This is a genomic window from Streptomyces sp. NPDC002788, from assembly GCF_053592115.1.
The window spans coordinates 628,833-645,111 of sequence record NZ_JBSFVB010000001.1 but is presented as its reverse complement, the minus strand read 5'-3'; the positions used below and the strand labels follow the sequence as shown (position 1 = coordinate 645,111).

The window sequence follows — 16,279 nt, the reverse complement described above, 5'->3', positions numbered from 1 at the left end:
CCGGCTGCTGTCACGCACCAGGCAGACGCAGCACCAGAAGCGCCACGTCGTCGGTGCTGCGCGGCATGCGGGCGAGCAACTGGTCGCACAGGGTGTCCAGCGGGGCGTCGGCGAGTGCGAGGGCGTGGCGGCGCAGGCGGCCGAGGCCGGTGTCCAGGTCGCTTCCGGGGATCTCGATCAAACCGTCGGTGTAGAGCAGGAGGGTGGAGCCGGGTGGCAGGGGCTGTGTGCCGTTCGGCCTGCTGCCGCCGGTGCCCAGGCGGGCGCCGAGGAGGAGTCCCTGCCCGGCTTCGAGGTACTGCGCGTGCCCGCCGGGGGTCAGCAGGAGAGGCGGCGGGTGTCCGGCGCTGGTCCAGCGCAGGGTCCACGGGCCCGTTTCGAGGTCGCCTTCGACCCGGGCGAGGACGAGGGTGGCCAGGGGGACGGTGGTGATGGCGGGCATGGCGTCGTCGAGGCGGTCGACGACGGTGCCCGGCGGCCCCGCGTGGTCCCAGGCCATCGAGCGCAGGATGCCGTGCAGTTGGGCCATCCCGCCCGCCGCGGTCAGATCGTGGCCCACGACGTCGCCGATGACCAGCGCGAGCGTGCCGTCCTTCAACTCGAACGCGTCGTACCAGTCGCCACCGACCTGGGAACCGGCCGGTGCCGGCTGGTAGCGGGCGGCCAGCCGCAGGCGGCCGGGCTGGGGGAGCGGGGCGAGCAGGTTGCGCTGCATCGCCTCGGCGACTGCGCGCTGGCGGCCGAACCGCCGGGCGTTGTCGATGACGAGGCCGACCCGGCGGCCGATGTCGCTCACCACCTCCAGGTCACCGCCGTCGAAGGGGTGCGCGGGAGCGGTGCGCACCAGCGTCAGGGCTCCGGTGACCTGCCGTCTCGAGCTCAGCGGCACCGTGATGGCGGACGTCGCCCCCACCGTCCGCAGGAAATCGCCGTGCGCGGCGGCCAGGGGAGAGCCGGGCGGTGCGGCCGTCCGCGCCTCGTCCAGCAGGACGGGATCACCGCCGTTCAGCACCTGGACGAGAGGTGAGTGATCCCCCTCCGCGGGGTCGGGCAGGCGCTCGCGCCTGCTCTCCAGCGCGGCGTCCCGACCCGCCGGACCGGTCACCGCCACCCGGTGGACCTGCCCCGAGCCGGTACGGAGATCCACCGCCGCCCAGTCGGCCAGGCGCGGCACCAGCAGGCGGCCCAGCCGGGCGAGGGCCTCGTCGGTCTCCAGGGTCTGGCCCAGGACGTCGGTGATCTCCGCGACCAGCGTCAGCCGCTCGTTGAGGTCCTCCAGCGCACTGGTATAGGCCGCACGTTCCCGGCGCGCGCCGTGGTCACCCGTGACGTCGGTGAACAGCACGGCCGTGCCCTCGAACGAGCCGTCGCCCGTCAGCGGAGAAGCGGACCAGGAGATCGTGACCAGGCGACCGTCACCGCGCAGATAGCGGTCGCCCTCCCCGCGCGCGGAAGTCCTCTCGGCCAGCGCCTGGAGCAGCGGACACCGCTCCCGGAGCAGTGCGCCACCGGCCGCATCCCGGTGCAGCAGCTCGTGCGCGTCCTTCCCGTGCATCGCGTCGGCGGCCCGGCCCAGCAGCCGCTCGGCAGCCGGGTTGACGGCCAGGATCCGTCCCGCCGGATCGACCACCATCACGCCTGTGCTCAGCTGTGCGACGACCCACTGCCACCAGCCTGCTCCCTCACCGGCCACGACCCACCCTTCACTCGCCGAACCTGGCACCCCACCTTCCCCCACACCGCCCTGAAAACGCGGCGCAGCCTCGCGGGGAGCTGTTTTTCCCTACGCCTTCCGACGTCAGCGGACGGGACGCCGCCCGGCGCGCCGGGACAGCCACACCTAGAAGAAGATCACGTCGACGGCGAGGAGCGCGATGCCGACGGCCAGGAGTCAGCGCGAGCCCTGGGCCGTCGCACCGATGATCCCCGATGCGACGGCCACGAGGACGACGAGCGGGGAGAGCTCTGTCACCCGGCCACCTCTTCCTGTCGAAACATCCTGCCTGACGGGGAGTACGTCACGGTCAGTACGGCGACGGGTGAACGCGATGCCGATTCCGCTCGGGCTCGGTTGTTACACAAGCGGGAGTACGGTGGAGAGCACGCGCACTTCCGTATGCCGGAATCCCCGGCCCTGGACCGTCGCCTCGTCTCCGGCGAGTCCTCCCGAGCACGTCTCTCCGACAGCACGTCACCGTCCCTTGCCGGTTCAGCCCGTGACCCCGGCCGCGCCATCCGCATCCAAGCCGAGGAGCCACGTATGCCGTCCGATCCGAGCACGACCACGACAGTCACGCCATCGGGCCCCGCCCCGCCGGCCCAGGGCTACGACGGGACCTCCCCCTTCCCGTCCGACGGCCCGGCGCCCGCACGCGACGGCGGTGACCGGCTGTACGTCGCGGTGACGGGGGTGATCGTCGTTCTGCCGTTCGTCGCGATCGCGCTCGCTGGCTGGCTCATGTGGGGGAGCCTCATCCACCCTGCCGACATCGTGCTCGCCCTCGTCCTCTACACGATCACGGGGCTCGGCGTCACGGTCGGCTTCCACCGCGGCCTCACCCACGGCGGCTACCGTGCCGCCCGCCCCGTGCGCATCGCCCTGGCGGTGGCAGGGTCGATGAGTTTCCAGGGCGACGTCATCGGCTGGGTCGCCACCCACCGCCGCCATCACGCCTTCACCGACCGGCCGGGGGACCCGCACTCCCCGTACCGCTACGGCACACATCTGCGAGGTCAGTTGCGCGGGCTGCTGCACGCCCACGTCGGTTGGTTGTTCCGCAACGACCGCACACCGGCGGACCGGTACGCCCCCGATCTCCTCGCCGACCGCGACATCCGTGCCATCTCCCGGGCCTTCCCGGCCCTGTGCGTCCTCACGCTCGCCCTGCCGTTCGCGGTGGGCTGGGCCATCGGCGGCAGTTGGTGGTACGGCGTGACCGCCCTGCTGTGGGCGGGACTTGTGCGCATAGCGCTGCTCCATCACGTCACCTGGAGCGTGAACTCCCTCTGCCACCTGATCGGTGAGCGTCCGTTCCGCACCCGGCGCCACGACCGGGCCACCAACCTGTGGCCCCTCGCCCTGCTCTCGTTCGGCGAAAGCTGGCACAACCTCCACCACGCCGACCCCACCAGCGCCCGCCACGGCGTCGACCGCGGTCAGGTCGACCCCTCCGCCGCCTTCATCCGTCTCCTCGAACGCCTCGGCTGGGTGCGCGACGTGCGCTGGCCTGCCGCGGAGCGGGTCGCCGCCCGTCGCGTCTGACACCGCCCACCCGATCCCGCACACAGCCGGCAGGAGCCCGTCATGACCACCGCACTACAGCCCCCGCTCTCCTCCCACCCCGTCCTCCGGTTGCGTCTCGCACCCCGCAGCGGCATGCCGCGGCCCATCGACGGCGCGTGGTGGCCCCGCTCGTACGACCTGCTCGCGGAACTCCCGACGCTGCTCGCCGGACTGCCTCGTGCGTGGGGTCACATCACCAGCGTCACCGTCAACGGGGGGACCTGGTCCCCGGCGCCCGGCCGGATGCTCGTCTGCAACCAGGTGGTACAGCTGCACAGATCCTTCGCGGCATCCGCCCCGGACACCGTCCTCCTGCTCGCGCCGGGCCGGGGGCGCTGGGACCTGCTGGTCGTGCCGCCGGACACGGCCGAGGAGGCCGCGGAACCGCTCATGGCGGCCGCCGCGGGCGAACATGTGTGACCACCCCCGCCGGGCGCTGTCCCGCTGAGGCGGCGGTGCGTGCCGCGCGCTGTGCCGCGCTGAAGGGAACGGGCGACCTCGAAGTCCGATGTCCCGGTACGAGACGGGACGGATCTCCCACCCTGCTCCGGCATGCCTCACGGCCCTCGCGTCTGGTGGCATGAGGGCTCTCCGGGCCGCCGCCGGCCGGGAGAGTACCGTGAAACGAGGAGGCCGGTGGGTCCCTCATCCCAGGCAGGGCAGGCGAGAGCGATGTCCGAAGCAGACTCCCCGCGTGCGCCCAGGCCCCTGCCGGACGCCTTTCACCAGGGCGTGCGGCCCGGGACGGCTGTCGTACGGCTGGAGACGACACACGACCGGCAGGGCGTGCTGGACGGGGCGTGGTGGCCGCGTTCCCGCGACCTCGCCACCGAACTCCCCGGCCTGATCACCGCACTGACCGAGTACCTCGGGCCCATCACCCGTGTCGGCGTGGACGCCGGTGCCTGGGAAGGGCCGCCGACGCGGATGACCGTCGACGACCGGGTCGTCCACATCGACTCCTCCCCGGTCGGCGACGACACCGTCCTCATCACCCGGGGCGAGCAGGACCTCTTCTCCCTCCTCGTGGTCCCGCCGCACGCGACGCTCGATGCCGCACGCGCCGCCATGACCGAGGCCGTCCGCGCCGGCAGCGTGACGCAGGCCGAGCAGATCCTCATAGAGACCGGGACCGGGCGAGTGGAACCGGGTGGCACGGACGTGGCGGACGCCCCCGGCGAATAGCCGCGGGATCGTCCGCGGTGTTCATATCGCCCGGGAGTTCGCGGCGATGATCACGAGGGAGTGTTGCCTCAGGGACACGGTTGCAGGGCAGGGGTGAATGGGGCCGTTCCTCCCTCGGCCGTACGGTCCGTTGGGCCTGTCGGAGGAGTACGCTTGAATCACCGAGGATATTTCGCGCACCGGCTTCCAGGCTCGTGTCGTTTTCGGCGAAGGAATATGCCGGGCCGGTTGCGGTCGGCCCGGGGCAGGGTTCGCGTCATGACTGCGACCATCTCCCACCGGCCGACAGCCGAAGCCGATGACCGGTTCTCCTCGTCCCCTCCACGTCTGTCGCTCGCCCCCGACGGTCTCGCACCGTCTCTGCTGGACGGCGCCTGGTGGCCCCGCTCCCGCGATCTCGAAGCCGAACTCCCCGCCTTGGCCGCCGTATTGGATCCGTTGTGGGGCCGGATCACGCGGGTCACGGTGAATCCCACCCAGTGGCCGGCCATTCCACGCAAGGTGCGGGTCGCCGGCCATGTCGTGAACGTGGGCTGGTTCCTGGACGAACAGGACCCGCACGAGTTGCTGTTGCTCTCGTACCACGTGGGCCGCTGGAACCTGCTGGTGGTCCCGCCGCAGACGACTCCCGACTCGGCCGCCTGGCTGATGGCCGCCGCGAGTGACCCGCACGGCACGTGGTCCGGGAGCCGGTTGATGGAGGAGGCGGCGCGCCTGACGACGCTGACCGCTGCCGACCGGGCCGTGGAAGCGGTCTGGCTCTCCGAAGGGGGACACGAGGCCCGCGACTTGGCCGCACGCCCACGGACCCCGGCCGTGAACGTCGCGATGCCGCGGCAGCCGATGGGAAGGTGAGGACCGTGGAGATCCTCGTGACCGTGGCGGCGATCCTGGCGATGACCGCCCTCGGCGTGCTCCTCATCCGCCTGCTCAACTCGCAGCACGGCGACCGCTTCGGTGCCATGCACTACGGCCGCTCCGGGATGCCCATGGCGGGACCGGCTCCGTCGGCACCGCGCAAGTCCCGCGGCCGGAAAGGGCGAGCGGCACCGGCCGCCCCGACCACCCCGGGCCCGGCGGACGCGGACGGTGCCACCGGCGCCGCCCCCGTGGCCGAGCCGGATGAGCCCACCCACGATGCGGGCTCTCAGAGCCCGTCACCGAACGGGCCGAAGTGACCGGACCGAACTGACGACAGCACAGCCCGCAGCCCCGGCCGCAGCACCACAGGTGAGAGGCCGGGGTCCTGCCGCGTCCCGTGCCTCCGGGGCGGGCGACACGGAGCCACCAAGACCTCAGGACACGATGCCCGCAGGGCACGGACCTCCCGTCCGTTTCACGGCGCATCCCGGACAGCCACGGCGCTCGCCGACTCAGGCTTGAGGACCGGCCGTTCACCCGCCTCCCCGCACACCCCGTTCGGCGGCTCGCCGTGGCGGCCCGGACCTGGTCCGGCCCCCACGGCACCTGCGACGGGCACTTCGAACCGAGGAGCCATGCCCCTTCCACGGCTGTACGTCCACCGGCACGACCACACCACCCGCGCGCTGGTCACCCTCGCGGGCGAGATCGATCTGGCCACCGTGCCGCTCGTGCGGGTCACGCTGGCCGCGTGCCTGCACGACGGCATCCGCACCACCGATGTCGATCTCACTGCGGTCACCTTCTGCGACGCCAGCGGACTCAACGCCTTCCTCACGGCATCCCGGCTCGCCACCGATGCCGGAACGACCCTCCAAGTGCACTACCCGCCCCCGGTGCTGGCCCGCATCATCGAGATGACCGGCTCCTCGTTCCTGCTCCACGCGCCCCACGCCGATCGGCCCCCCTCACGCCGGGTCGCCGCTGCCACGGACGGTGCGCCGTGACGGCCCCGCTCCGCCGGCAGCCGCCCCAGGGCGAGGGAAGCACACCGACTCCCGCCCATGCCGTAAGACTGCGCCGGTTGAACCGCTGGCAGGCCGAGACCCTGCAGGAGGACCTGGCCGATCTGTACGTGGAGTCCTCCAGCACGCAGACGGGCCGGCAGTACCGGGCCCGGGAGGCGTTCCTGCGACGGCTCACCGGTGCCATCCGGCGAGCCGGGTTCGCCCTGCTGATCGGGGAGGACACGGCCTTCGCCGGGTGTGCCTACGGGTTCCCCGTACCCCGCGAGGGGACATGGTGGAGGGGGTTCGACGGGGCTCTTCCGCAGAACGTCGAACAACTCACCGCGTCCGGACACGTCTTCGCGATCACCGAGATCGTGGTGCACCCCCACACGGACGACCAGGGGCTCGCTCGCAGGTTCCAGGAACGCCTGCTGGCCGACCACCACGCCTCGCTCGGGGCGACACTGGTCGACCAGGCCGACGCTCCGGCCTACGACGCCTTCCTGTCGTGGGGCTGGCAGGACATCGGGGCGATCCGCCGGCCGACGGATCCCACGGCCCTCCGGCCGCCGCCTTCCGTGCTGCTGCGGGCCCTGGTCCTTCCCATCGGGTCACGCGCGACTGCCCGCACGGACGGCCTCGCACACGACAACCGCACCCAACGGCCCGGCTGACGACCGACATGCGATCCGGGCGGGCCGGCCCACAGGCCGGCCAGGCCCGCTGCCCGACGCGAGCGCGTTCGCGCTTCTCGTGATCGGCGCCACTTCTCCCCATTCGTGTGGGGTTTGTGATGAAGGGATCGCGGCACTCGGTGAGCCCCCAGGGCGCGCGCCTCGCCGAGGCGATCCGCACCGCGACGGGCGTCGAGGATCGCGAGCCGGAGCACGGCAGCGAGGAAGCAGAGGGCGGTCGATGACGACGATCGGCGTGGAAGAGGAGTACCTGCTGGTCGACCCCATAGCGGGGTTTCCGGCGCCCCAGGCGGAAAAGGTCTGCATGGCCGCCGGCCTGGCGCACTGCGTGGGTGATCGGGAGATCCAGTCCGAACTGCTCCAGGCGCAGGTCGAGGTGGCAACGCCCGTGTGCGGGACGCTCGACGAGGTCGGTGGGCATCTGCTGCGTCTGCGACACGCCGTCGGGGCGGCGGCCGAGGAGCACGGTTGCCGGATCTCGGCCTGCGCGACTCCGCCGCTGCGCGACGGGCGGCCCGTGCCGGTCACCGACCGGGCTCGCTACCGGGCCATGGCCGCGCAGGCGCCGCAGCTCGTCGCGGAGCAGCTGGTCAACGGCATGCATGTGCACGTCGGCGTGCCCAGCCGGGAGGCAGGTGTCGAGGTCCTGAACCGCCTCAGGGTGTGGTTGCCGGTCCTGACGGCGATGTCGGCGAACTCTCCCTTGTGGGACGGTCACGACACCGGCTTCGCCAGCTGGCGCACGGTGATCTTCAACCGGTGGCCGGTGGCCGGTGTGACTCCGGCCTTCCGTGACGCCGCCGACTACGACCGACGTATCCAGCACCTCGTGGAGAGCGGTCTGATCTCGGACACCGGTCAGGTGTACTGGCAGGCGCGCCTTTCCGAACGGTATCCCACCGTCGAGGTGCGCTGCCTGGACGTCCAGCTGCGCGCGGACGACGCGGTCATGTGCGCCGGAATCGTCCGGGCTCTGATGGAGACCGCCCTCGCGGAGGCGACCGCCGACCGGGTCCCCGCCGCGGACTGCGCGCCGGAACTGCTGCACGCGAGCATGTGGCACGCGGCCCGGCACGGTCTCGGCGACACCTTGATCGATCCCAGCGGCGGCGAGCGACGCCGTGCCGGGGACGTGCTGTGCCGGCTCCTGCGGTACGTGGCTCCCGCACTCGACGCGTCCGGTGACACCCGGCAGGTCACGGCCCTGGTCCATCGGCTTCTGCGCAACGGCACCGGCGCTGACCGGCAGCGCGCTGCCCTTGCGGAAGGCGGCCTCGGTGCGGTCGTCGGCCTGATCATCGACGAGAGCACGACGCCGTGACCACACGGCGTCCGGCTTATCCGCTCATGGTCTGGGAACCCGGTAGGCGGCACAGCCACCGAAACCGCCCGGTGCCGGGACGGGTCCCACGGTGGGCGCGCCGCGCCCGGCACCCTTGGGAGTGACCGTGAGCATCGGCATCCGTGTGGGGGCGCGGGATGCCGGGCCGTGCCGACCTGCTGATCGCCGGGAAACGCGGCGAGCGCGGGGGCCGCGGGGGTCTCGGGGGCCGCGGGGGTCTCGGGCCCGCTCCGCGCGCCCGCGGTTCCACCCCGGCCGTCGGCGCGGGCGGCCCGCACGCCAAAGCAGTTCCAGGGATGTCCGACGGCATCGACCGCTGATGTACCGGCGCGGGTCACCGGGGGATTCGCCGGCGCGTCGCGGGTGCGCCCGGCAGGGGCCGTCACCGCCTCCGCGCGCCTCACAGCCGTACGACGAAGTCCGTCCCCGAGCAGAAAGGATCTTGTCATGTCTCGCAGAACCGTCCGGGTCCTCACCGGAGGGCGTGCGCCCGGACTCCGGTCGCGGCGCGTGACCGCCGGTACGCGGAAGGGAGGCGGGCCATGTGCGGGCTGAGCGGGGAGATCCGGTTCGACGGCGCCCGAGCCGACCTGGCGGCCGTCGAGCGCATGAGCGGCCGACTTTCCGCCCGCGGACCCGACGGGCAGGGCACCTGGACGCGGGGCGCGGTCGCGCTGGGGCACCGGCGGCTGAAGATCATCGACCTGTCGGACCAGGGAGCCCAGCCGATGACCGATGCCCGCGGGCAGGTCACCGGCGTCTTCAACGGCTGCGTGTACAACTATCCGGAACTGCGCGAGGAACTGCGCGGTCTCGGGTACCGCTTCGAGTCCACATCGGACACGGAGGTGGTGCTCAACGCCTACCTGCAGTGGGGAACCGCCTGCGTCGAGCGCTTCCGCGGCATGTTCGCCTTCGCGATCGTCGAGCACCGGACCGGCCGTGCCGTCCTCGCCCGGGACCGGCTCGGGATCAAGCCCCTGTACCTGGCGCGGACGCCGGGCCGGCTGCGGTTCGCGTCGACACTGCCCGCCCTCCTCGCCGCCGGGGACGTGGACACCTCACTCGACCCGGTGGCCCTGCACCACTACCTGAGCTGGCACGCGACGGTCCCGGCGCCGCGCACGGTCCTCAACGGAGTGCGCAAGCTCCCCCCGGCCACCGTGCGGGTCGTCGAGCCGGACGGCACCCACCGGGACCACCGCTACTGGCAGCCGTCCTACACGCGCCGGCCCGAGTACGCCGGCATGGGCCCCGACGAATGGCGTGACGCCGTGCTGGACGCGCTGCGCACGGCCGTGCGCCGCCGGATGGTGGCCGACGTACCGGTCGGTGTCCTGCTCTCGGGCGGCCTCGACTCCAGTCTGATCGTCGGGCTGCTCGCCGACGAGGGCCAGCGTGACCTGATGACGTTCAGCGTCGGGTTCGAGTCGGAGGGTGGGGAGAAGGGCGACGAGTTCCGGTACTCGGACCTGGTGGCCCGGGAGTTCGGGACCGACCACCGTCGGCTGATGGTTCCCTCCGGCCGGGTGTCGACGGCTCTGGACGGTGCGGTGGCCGCGATGAGCGAGCCGATGATCAGTCACGACGTGGTCGCCTTCCACCTGCTGTCCGAACAGGTGTCCAAGGAGGTGAAGGTCGTCCAGAGCGGGCAGGGCGCCGATGAGGTCTTCGCCGGTTACCACTGGTATCCGGAGCTGGCGGAGGTCCCGCGCGAGGACGAACCCGAGCAGTACGCGGCGACCTATTTCGACCGGCCGCACGCCGACCTCGCCGCCGTCCTGCGTCCGGACACGCTGCCCCGGAGCGACGTCTCGGGCCGCTTCGTCCGCGAGCACATGGCGGCCCCGGGGGCGCAGACCGCGCTGGACGCCGCTCTGCGGCTGGACACGCACGTCATGCTCGTCGACGACCCCGTCAAGCGGGTCGACAACATGACCATGGCCTGGGGCCTGGAGGCCCGGGTGCCCTTCCTCGACCACGAACTGGTGGAGCTGGCGGCGGCCTGCCCGCCGGAGCTCAAACTGGCCGACGGCGGCAAGGGCGTGCTGAAGGAGGCGGGCCGCAAGCTCCTGCCCCACGAGGTCGTCGACCGCCCCAAGGGCTACTTCCCGGTGCCGGCCATCCGGCACATGGCGGGCCCCGTGCTGGAACGGGTGCGTGAGGCGCTCGAAGCACCCGAGGCGAAGCGACGCGGCCTGTTCCAGGAGGCCTACGTGGCCCGGTTGCTGGCGGCGCCCGACGAGCACCGGACCAAGCGGGGTGCGAACGCCCTGTGGCAGATGGCTTTGCTGGAGATATGGCTGCAGACCCACGGGATCAAGTGACCGACGACGGCGGGCGGACGACGCACGGTCCGGCGCCCCGGCTCGCGGGCTCCGGGGCACTCGGTTCCGTGCCCGTGCGGCCCCCGGACCGCCGGACGGGGGACCTGCGCGGCGCCGCCCGCGACGCCGCTCCCGCTCCGGTGCTGCTGCCCGGGGCGGAAGGCCCGCAGGACCCGGTGACACGGCTGCGCGTACACGGCTGCTGGTACCCCTGCGCCGACGCCGACGGCACCGAGGCGGCCTTCATCTGCGACCGGGGCGGCGTGCCCCAGCTCTGGGCCGGCCCCGTCGACGGCGAGGAGGTGCGCCTGCTCGACTCCTCACCGGACCCCGTCAAAGAGGTGGCCTGGTCACCGGACGGACGCTGGATCGCGTACACCACCGCGCCGGGCGGTGGTGAGCACTCACGGGTGCTGTGCGTGCGGCCCGACGGGACCGGCCGCCGCATCCTGGCGGGGGCCGACCCGGCCAGTTCCGCCCATCTGGGGTGCTGGGCGCACGACGGCTCGGCCGTCGCCGTCACCGTCGCGGCTCCGGCCGTCACCGCGTCCGTGGGCCGCGCGGGGCAGGCCGCCCCGGACCACGGCCCGGCCGACGGCCTGCTCGCCGGGGCCCGTCCGGCGGCCGACCGGGCGGACCGGGACGGTCGTGCGACGCTCCTCGGCCCGGCCGCCTACGACGTGGCACCGGGGGCGTCGCCGAACGGGACGCCGGCCGGCACCACGGTCCCGGCGGCCCGGTCCGGTGGGGCCCTGTCGGTCTACCTGATCGATCCCGACGGTCTGGTCTCCCCCGTGCTGCTCACCACGGAGGCGCACGCCGCCTCCCTGCGTGCGTGCGACCTCAGCCGTGACGGCGGACTCGTGCTGCTGCGCCGGGGACCGCGCGGACGACGTGAGGCGGTCGTCCGGCGCACCGCCGACTCGGCGGCCACCTTCGCGGTGCCGGTCGCCGACGGCGACCCGTGGATCGGCCGGTTCTCCCCGGACGGGCGGACCCTGTGGCTGCGCAGCAACGTCGACCGCGAGTACGCGGCGCTCCTCGCGGTCGCCCTGGACGCCGACGGCGGACCGCGCGCAGTGTCCGTCGCGGCGGAACGCGAGGGAAGCGACCTCGAACTCCTCGCGCCGGCGCACGACGGCCGCACTGCCGCGCTGGCGTGGAACACGCAGGGCGCGAGCGAGCTGGAACTCGTCGAGACCTTCCCGACCGGCCACGCCGCGGGCAGCGCGGGACCGGCGAGGCCCCTCGCCCTGCCCCACGAGGTCGTCACGCGCGTGACCGCCGCCGGCGCCGGGCGCCTGCTGCTCGCGTTGTCCGGGTCGCAGCGCCGTCCGGGCGTCTGGTGGGCCCACGAAGGCGTGTCGCTGCTGCGCACGCCGTGGTCCGCCCAGGACGCGGACGCCGTTCCCCCGGGCCGCCCACCGGTACGCCCCGTACCCGTGCGTCTGACAGCACGGGACAGGCTGCCCCTGAGCGGTTGGTACTACAGGGCGCCGGGGCGTGCCCCCGGCGAACCGGCGCCCTGTGTGATCCATCTGCACGGCGGCCCGGAGGAACAGGAACGCCCGGTGTTCAACCCGCTCTACCACGAGCTGGCCGACCGGGGCCTGGACGTCTTCGCCCCCGACGTCCGGGGGTCGTCGGGGCACGGCCGGTCGTTCGTCGACGCGGACCTCGGCGCAGGCCGCTTCGCAGCTCTGGACGACGTCGCGGACTGCGCGGCCCACGCCGTCACGGCGGGCCCCGCGGATCCGACGCGGCTGGCGGTCATGGGCCGCTCCTACGGCGGCTATCTGACGTTCGCCTCGCTCGTGTGGCACCCGGACCTCTTCCGTACCGGGGTCGCGGTCTGCGGCATGTCGGACTTCCTCACCTTCTTCGCCGGTACGGAGCCCTGGATCGCAGAATCGGCGGCGCACAAGTACGGCCATCCGGAGCGGGACCGCGAGCTGCTGCGCGCACTGTCGCCGATGAGCCGCATCGACGCGCTGCGCGTCCCGCTGCTCGCCGTCCACGGCGAACACGACACCAACGTGCCGCCGGGGGAGTCCCGGCGTTTCGTACGGGCCGCGCGCGAACGGGGCGTCCCCGCCGAACTGCTGACCCTGCGCGACGAGGGCCACGACTTCCTGCGTGCGGACAACCGCCGGCTGTTCCGCCGGGCCGCCGCGGACTGGCTGGCGCGGCACCTCCACGTGTGAAACGCGTCCGAGTCGGCGTCATGACCGATGTTCGGGCGCGGGACGCACCTCCAGGTCACTCGCGGTCCGGGCCATGCACCCGGATGGCTAGAAAAATCGGCCGATCGGCGTATACCCCTCGGCTGCGCGTGGGGGTTGTCGAAACAGCGGGACTAGGTTCCTGGCACATCGTCACGCGCTGCCCGACAACGCGGGCGACGTACAGGCGCAGCACCGCTTACCGACAATTCCGTGTTTTCAGTTATGGACTAGGGACGCTGATGGCGACACATGTGACGGAGCCGGTCTCTCCCGTGCCGGCGGTGGAACGTCGCACCAAGGGGCAGGTGATCGTCTCGTGGCTGACCACCACCGACCACAAGAAGATCGGCCATCTCTACCTGATCACGTCGTTCGCGTTCTTCCTGGTCGGAGGAGCGCTGGCGATGGTGATCCGGGCCGAGCTGGCCCGGCCGGGGCTGCAGATTCTGTCCAGTGAGCAGTACAACCAGTCGTTCACGATGCACGGCACGATCATGCTGCTGCTCTTCGCGACGCCGACCTTCGCCGGGTTCGCCAACGCGATCATGCCTTTGCAGATCGGTTCCCCGGACGTCGCCTTCCCACGACTGAACATGCTTTCCTACTGGCTGTTCGCCTTCGGCGGCCTGATCGTGCTCAGCAGTTTCCTCACCCCGCAGGGCGCCGCCGACTTCGGCTGGACCGCGTACACCCCGCTCAGCGGTGGTGAACGCACCCCCTACGTCGGCGGAGACCTGTGGATCATGGGCCTGGCCCTGGCCGGGTTCGGCACGATCCTCGGTTCGGTCAACTTCGTCACCACCATCATCTGCATGCGGGCCCCCGGCATGACCATGTTCCGCATGCCGATCTTCACCTGGAACGTGCTGCTCACCTCGGTGCTGGTACTGCTCGCCTTCCCGGTGCTGGCGGCGGCACTGTTCGCCCTGGAGGCCGACCGCCGCTTCGGGGCGCAGGTGTTCAACCCGGAGAACGGAGGAGCGGTCCTCTGGCAGCACCTGTTCTGGTTCTTCGGCCACCCCGAGGTGTACATCCTGGCGCTGCCGTTCTTCGGCGTGATCACCGAAATCATCCCGGTCTTCTCACGCACGCCGATCTTCGGTTACACGGGGTTGATCGGAGCCACCATCGCCATCACGGGCCTGTCGGTGACGGTATGGGCGCACCACATGTTCGCCACCGGCGCGGTGTTGCTGCCGTTCTTCGCCTTCATGACCTATCTGATCGCGGTGCCGACGGGCGTGAAGTTCTTCAACTGGATCGGCACGATGTGGAAGGGCTCGCTGTCCTTCGAACCACCGATGCTGTGGGCGGCCGGTTTCCTGGTGACCTTCCTGTTCGGCGGACTGACCGGCGTCATTCTCGGCTCGCCGCCGCTGGACTGGCACGTCACCGACTCCTACTTCGTGGTCGCCCATTTCCACTACGTGCTCTTCGGTACCATCGTGTTCGCGATGTTCGGCGGATTCAGTTTCTGGTGGCCGAAGATGACGGGCACCATGCTCAACGAACGCCTCGAGAAAATTCACTTCTGGACGCTGTTCGTCGGCTTCCACACCACGTTCCTCGTGCAGCACTGGCTGGGTGCCGAGGGCATGCCCCGCCGTTACGCCGACTATCTCGCCGCCGACGGCTTCACCGCCCTCAACACCGCCTCCTCGATCGGCGCCTTCCTCCTCGGCCTGTCCACCCTGCCCTTCCTCTACAACGTGTGGCGGACCGCCCAGAAGGGCGAGAAGGTCGAGGTCGACGACCCGTGGGGGTACGGCCGTTCCCTGGAGTGGGCCACCTCCTGCCCGCCGCCGCGGCACAACTTCGTCACCCTGCCGCGGATCCGCTCGGAGTCCCCGGCCTTCGACCTGACCCACCCGGACATCGCACAGGTGGACCAGGCGGAGAACACCGGACGGCGCGACGTGGTGGAGGCCGAGGGCCACAAGGGCGACCGCTCATGACCAAGGGCCGGCGGAGCCGTGCGCCCGCCGGCGAGGGCCCGGCCCTCGCCGGCGAAGTCGAGGGCTACCTCAAGGCCCAGACCTACTACGCCGAGGCATGCCACGAAGCGGAGCTGCTGCGCGCGAGACTGCCGTGGATGACCACTGCGCAAACCGAAGAGGTCACACGCCATTACGTCGAACTGCGCATCGGTCTCACGCGGCAGACCTTGGTCCGCCACATCGAGGATCTCCGCGAGCAGTACGAGACCCGCTATCGGGAGCTACGGCGGAACCTGCTCAGACGCCACGCCGCGGTCGCCTGCGCGGTACTGGCCGCCTCGGCGGGCATCAACGCGGCTGCCGGCGTCCTATGGCGCTGACGCCGGTCACGCCCCGTGCGCGTGCCTGCGGGGAAGCGGCCCGCATCATGGCGGCACCGGCGGCGACGCCGAGGTCCTCCGGTCGGCCGGCGCCTGAGCCGGACCGGCCGACCGGGCCCACCGCCCGGCCCTCAGGTGGTCCCCGCGGTACCGGACATCCCGGGGTCTCCAGCCGCTGGCCGGGACGGGCGTTCGGTGCGGGCGGCGGCGCTGGCCGCCAGGGCCAGCAGCAGGGCGAGGACACCGACGATGATGTTGTTGACGATGCTCCGCGTGGTGCTGACGTCACCCGCTATGACCCAGGGGGCGACGACGGTCCACACGCCGAGGGCGCAGGCGGCCCACGCCATGCTGTGGGTGCGCTCGTAGGCCCGGCCGAAGCCGCCGCTCATCAGGAGGGCGTACGCGATGCCGACGATCAGGTTGGTGACGGCCAGCCGGGTGAGGTTGTCGAATCCGGCGATCCACGGCGATGCCGCCAGGTAGATGCCGGTGAGGAAGGCCATGGTCTCGACGGCCTGCGCCCGGGGTGTGGTCGCCGCGCGTTCGGCCATCTCGTGGCGGGAACGCATCTCGATGATGTCCGGGTGTGTCTCCATGGACGACCGGGGGGAAGTGGCCATTCCTGTCACCTCCAAGGTGACGCATCGAAGTGCTGACATGCCCGAGTACCCAGGTCGCACGAACAAACCTTCACGGTCGTGTCCCTCACGTGCGCGAGCTGCGGACTTTCGTCCCCCGCACAGCCGGGAGACGGCGAGCGCCCCGCCCGTCGCCCGCACGATCCACGTGCTCAGGCGGTCGGAGGAGAGGGCACGTACGCCATCGGGTCGGACCGGCGCAGCGGGAGCCGGAGGAAGGCCCGTAGCGCCGGGGCAGCCTCGTTGCGCGCGCACCTCGCGGTGAGGTCCGCTTGTCCCGGTGATGCACCAGCGTCGTAATCCCGCCGATTTTGCGGACGTGGCGTACGGGGAGGTGAGCGATGGGGCGAGCGGCGGGAGAATGGTAGTGCCTGGCGAGTTCGGCGCGGCGCA

At 71.9% G+C, this 16,279-nt stretch carries 14 protein-coding genes; 12 read left to right on the top strand and 2 right to left on the bottom strand.

The features are described 5' to 3' along the window. Nucleotides 1-10: 10 nt before the first annotated feature. The gene (locus ACWD1U_RS02840) at nt 11-1,693 is read right to left on the bottom strand and encodes a SpoIIE family protein phosphatase (RefSeq protein ID WP_451103869.1); all 1,683 of its coding nucleotides are present in this window, start codon (nt 1,691-1,693) and stop codon (nt 11-13) included. A 567-nt stretch (nt 1,694-2,260) separates the two neighbouring features. On the opposite strand from ACWD1U_RS02840, the gene ACWD1U_RS02835 reads away from it, so the two are divergent. From ACWD1U_RS02835 to ACWD1U_RS02780, 12 genes are all read left to right on the top strand, one after another. Further along, nucleotides 2,261-3,262 carry an acyl-CoA desaturase gene (locus ACWD1U_RS02835; RefSeq protein ID WP_451103868.1) on the top strand — a complete coding sequence of 334 codons (1,002 nt, stop codon included), beginning with the start codon at nt 2,261-2,263 and terminating at the stop codon, nt 3,260-3,262. Nucleotides 3,263-3,304: 42 nt separating this feature from the next. After that, nucleotides 3,305-3,703, top strand: a complete 399-nt coding sequence (locus tag ACWD1U_RS02830; protein WP_451103867.1) for a DUF5994 family protein — start codon at nt 3,305-3,307, stop codon at nt 3,701-3,703. A 252-nt stretch (nt 3,704-3,955) separates the two neighbouring features. Continuing rightward, nucleotides 3,956-4,468 carry a DUF5994 family protein gene (locus ACWD1U_RS02825; protein ID WP_451103866.1) on the top strand — a complete coding sequence of 171 codons (513 nt, stop codon included), beginning with the start codon at nt 3,956-3,958 and terminating at the stop codon, nt 4,466-4,468. A 258-nt stretch (nt 4,469-4,726) separates the two neighbouring features. After that, on the top strand, nt 4,727-5,323 hold the full coding sequence (locus ACWD1U_RS02820; RefSeq protein ID WP_451103865.1) for a DUF5994 family protein: 597 nt from the start codon (nt 4,727-4,729) through the stop codon (nt 5,321-5,323). 5 nt (nt 5,324-5,328) lie between these two features. Beyond that, entirely contained in the window at nt 5,329-5,646 is a 318-nt protein-coding gene (locus ACWD1U_RS02815; RefSeq protein ID WP_451103864.1) for a hypothetical protein, read from the top strand. 318 nt (nt 5,647-5,964) lie between these two features. Then, complete coding sequence (locus tag ACWD1U_RS02810; protein WP_451103863.1) at nt 5,965-6,336, top strand: STAS domain-containing protein; 372 nt, start codon at nt 5,965-5,967, stop codon at nt 6,334-6,336. Nucleotides 6,337-6,413: 77 nt separating this feature from the next. Continuing rightward, nucleotides 6,414-7,013 carry a hypothetical protein gene (locus tag ACWD1U_RS02805; RefSeq protein ID WP_451103862.1) on the top strand — a complete coding sequence of 200 codons (600 nt, stop codon included), beginning with the start codon at nt 6,414-6,416 and terminating at the stop codon, nt 7,011-7,013. Between the two features lie 241 nt (nt 7,014-7,254). Next, complete coding sequence (locus tag ACWD1U_RS02800) at nt 7,255-8,355, top strand: carboxylate-amine ligase (RefSeq protein WP_451103861.1); 1,101 nt, start codon at nt 7,255-7,257, stop codon at nt 8,353-8,355. Between the two features lie 563 nt (nt 8,356-8,918). Then, nucleotides 8,919-10,703, top strand: a complete 1,785-nt coding sequence (locus ACWD1U_RS02795) for an N-acetylglutaminylglutamine amidotransferase (protein WP_451103860.1) — start codon at nt 8,919-8,921, stop codon at nt 10,701-10,703. After that, nucleotides 10,676-12,907 carry a S9 family peptidase gene (locus ACWD1U_RS02790; RefSeq protein ID WP_451103859.1) on the top strand — a complete coding sequence of 744 codons (2,232 nt, stop codon included), beginning with the start codon at nt 10,676-10,678 and terminating at the stop codon, nt 12,905-12,907. The genes ACWD1U_RS02795 and ACWD1U_RS02790 overlap by 28 nt, the downstream gene beginning before the upstream one ends. A gap of 260 nt (nt 12,908-13,167) precedes the next feature. Beyond that, nucleotides 13,168-14,883, top strand: coding sequence for an aa3-type cytochrome oxidase subunit I (gene ctaD, locus ACWD1U_RS02785; RefSeq protein ID WP_451103858.1), 1,716 nt, complete (start codon nt 13,168-13,170; stop codon nt 14,881-14,883). After that, nucleotides 14,880-15,245 (top strand): hypothetical protein, encoded by a 366-nt coding sequence (locus ACWD1U_RS02780; RefSeq protein WP_451103857.1) that lies wholly within the window; start codon nt 14,880-14,882, stop codon nt 15,243-15,245. Before ctaD ends, ACWD1U_RS02780 begins: the two co-directional genes overlap by 4 nt. A 131-nt stretch (nt 15,246-15,376) precedes the next feature. On the opposite strand, the gene ACWD1U_RS02775 is transcribed toward ACWD1U_RS02780, so the two are convergent. After that, nucleotides 15,377-15,868, bottom strand: a complete 492-nt coding sequence (locus ACWD1U_RS02775; protein ID WP_451103856.1) for an SPW repeat protein — start codon at nt 15,866-15,868, stop codon at nt 15,377-15,379. Between the last annotated feature and the right edge of the window lie 411 nt (nt 15,869-16,279).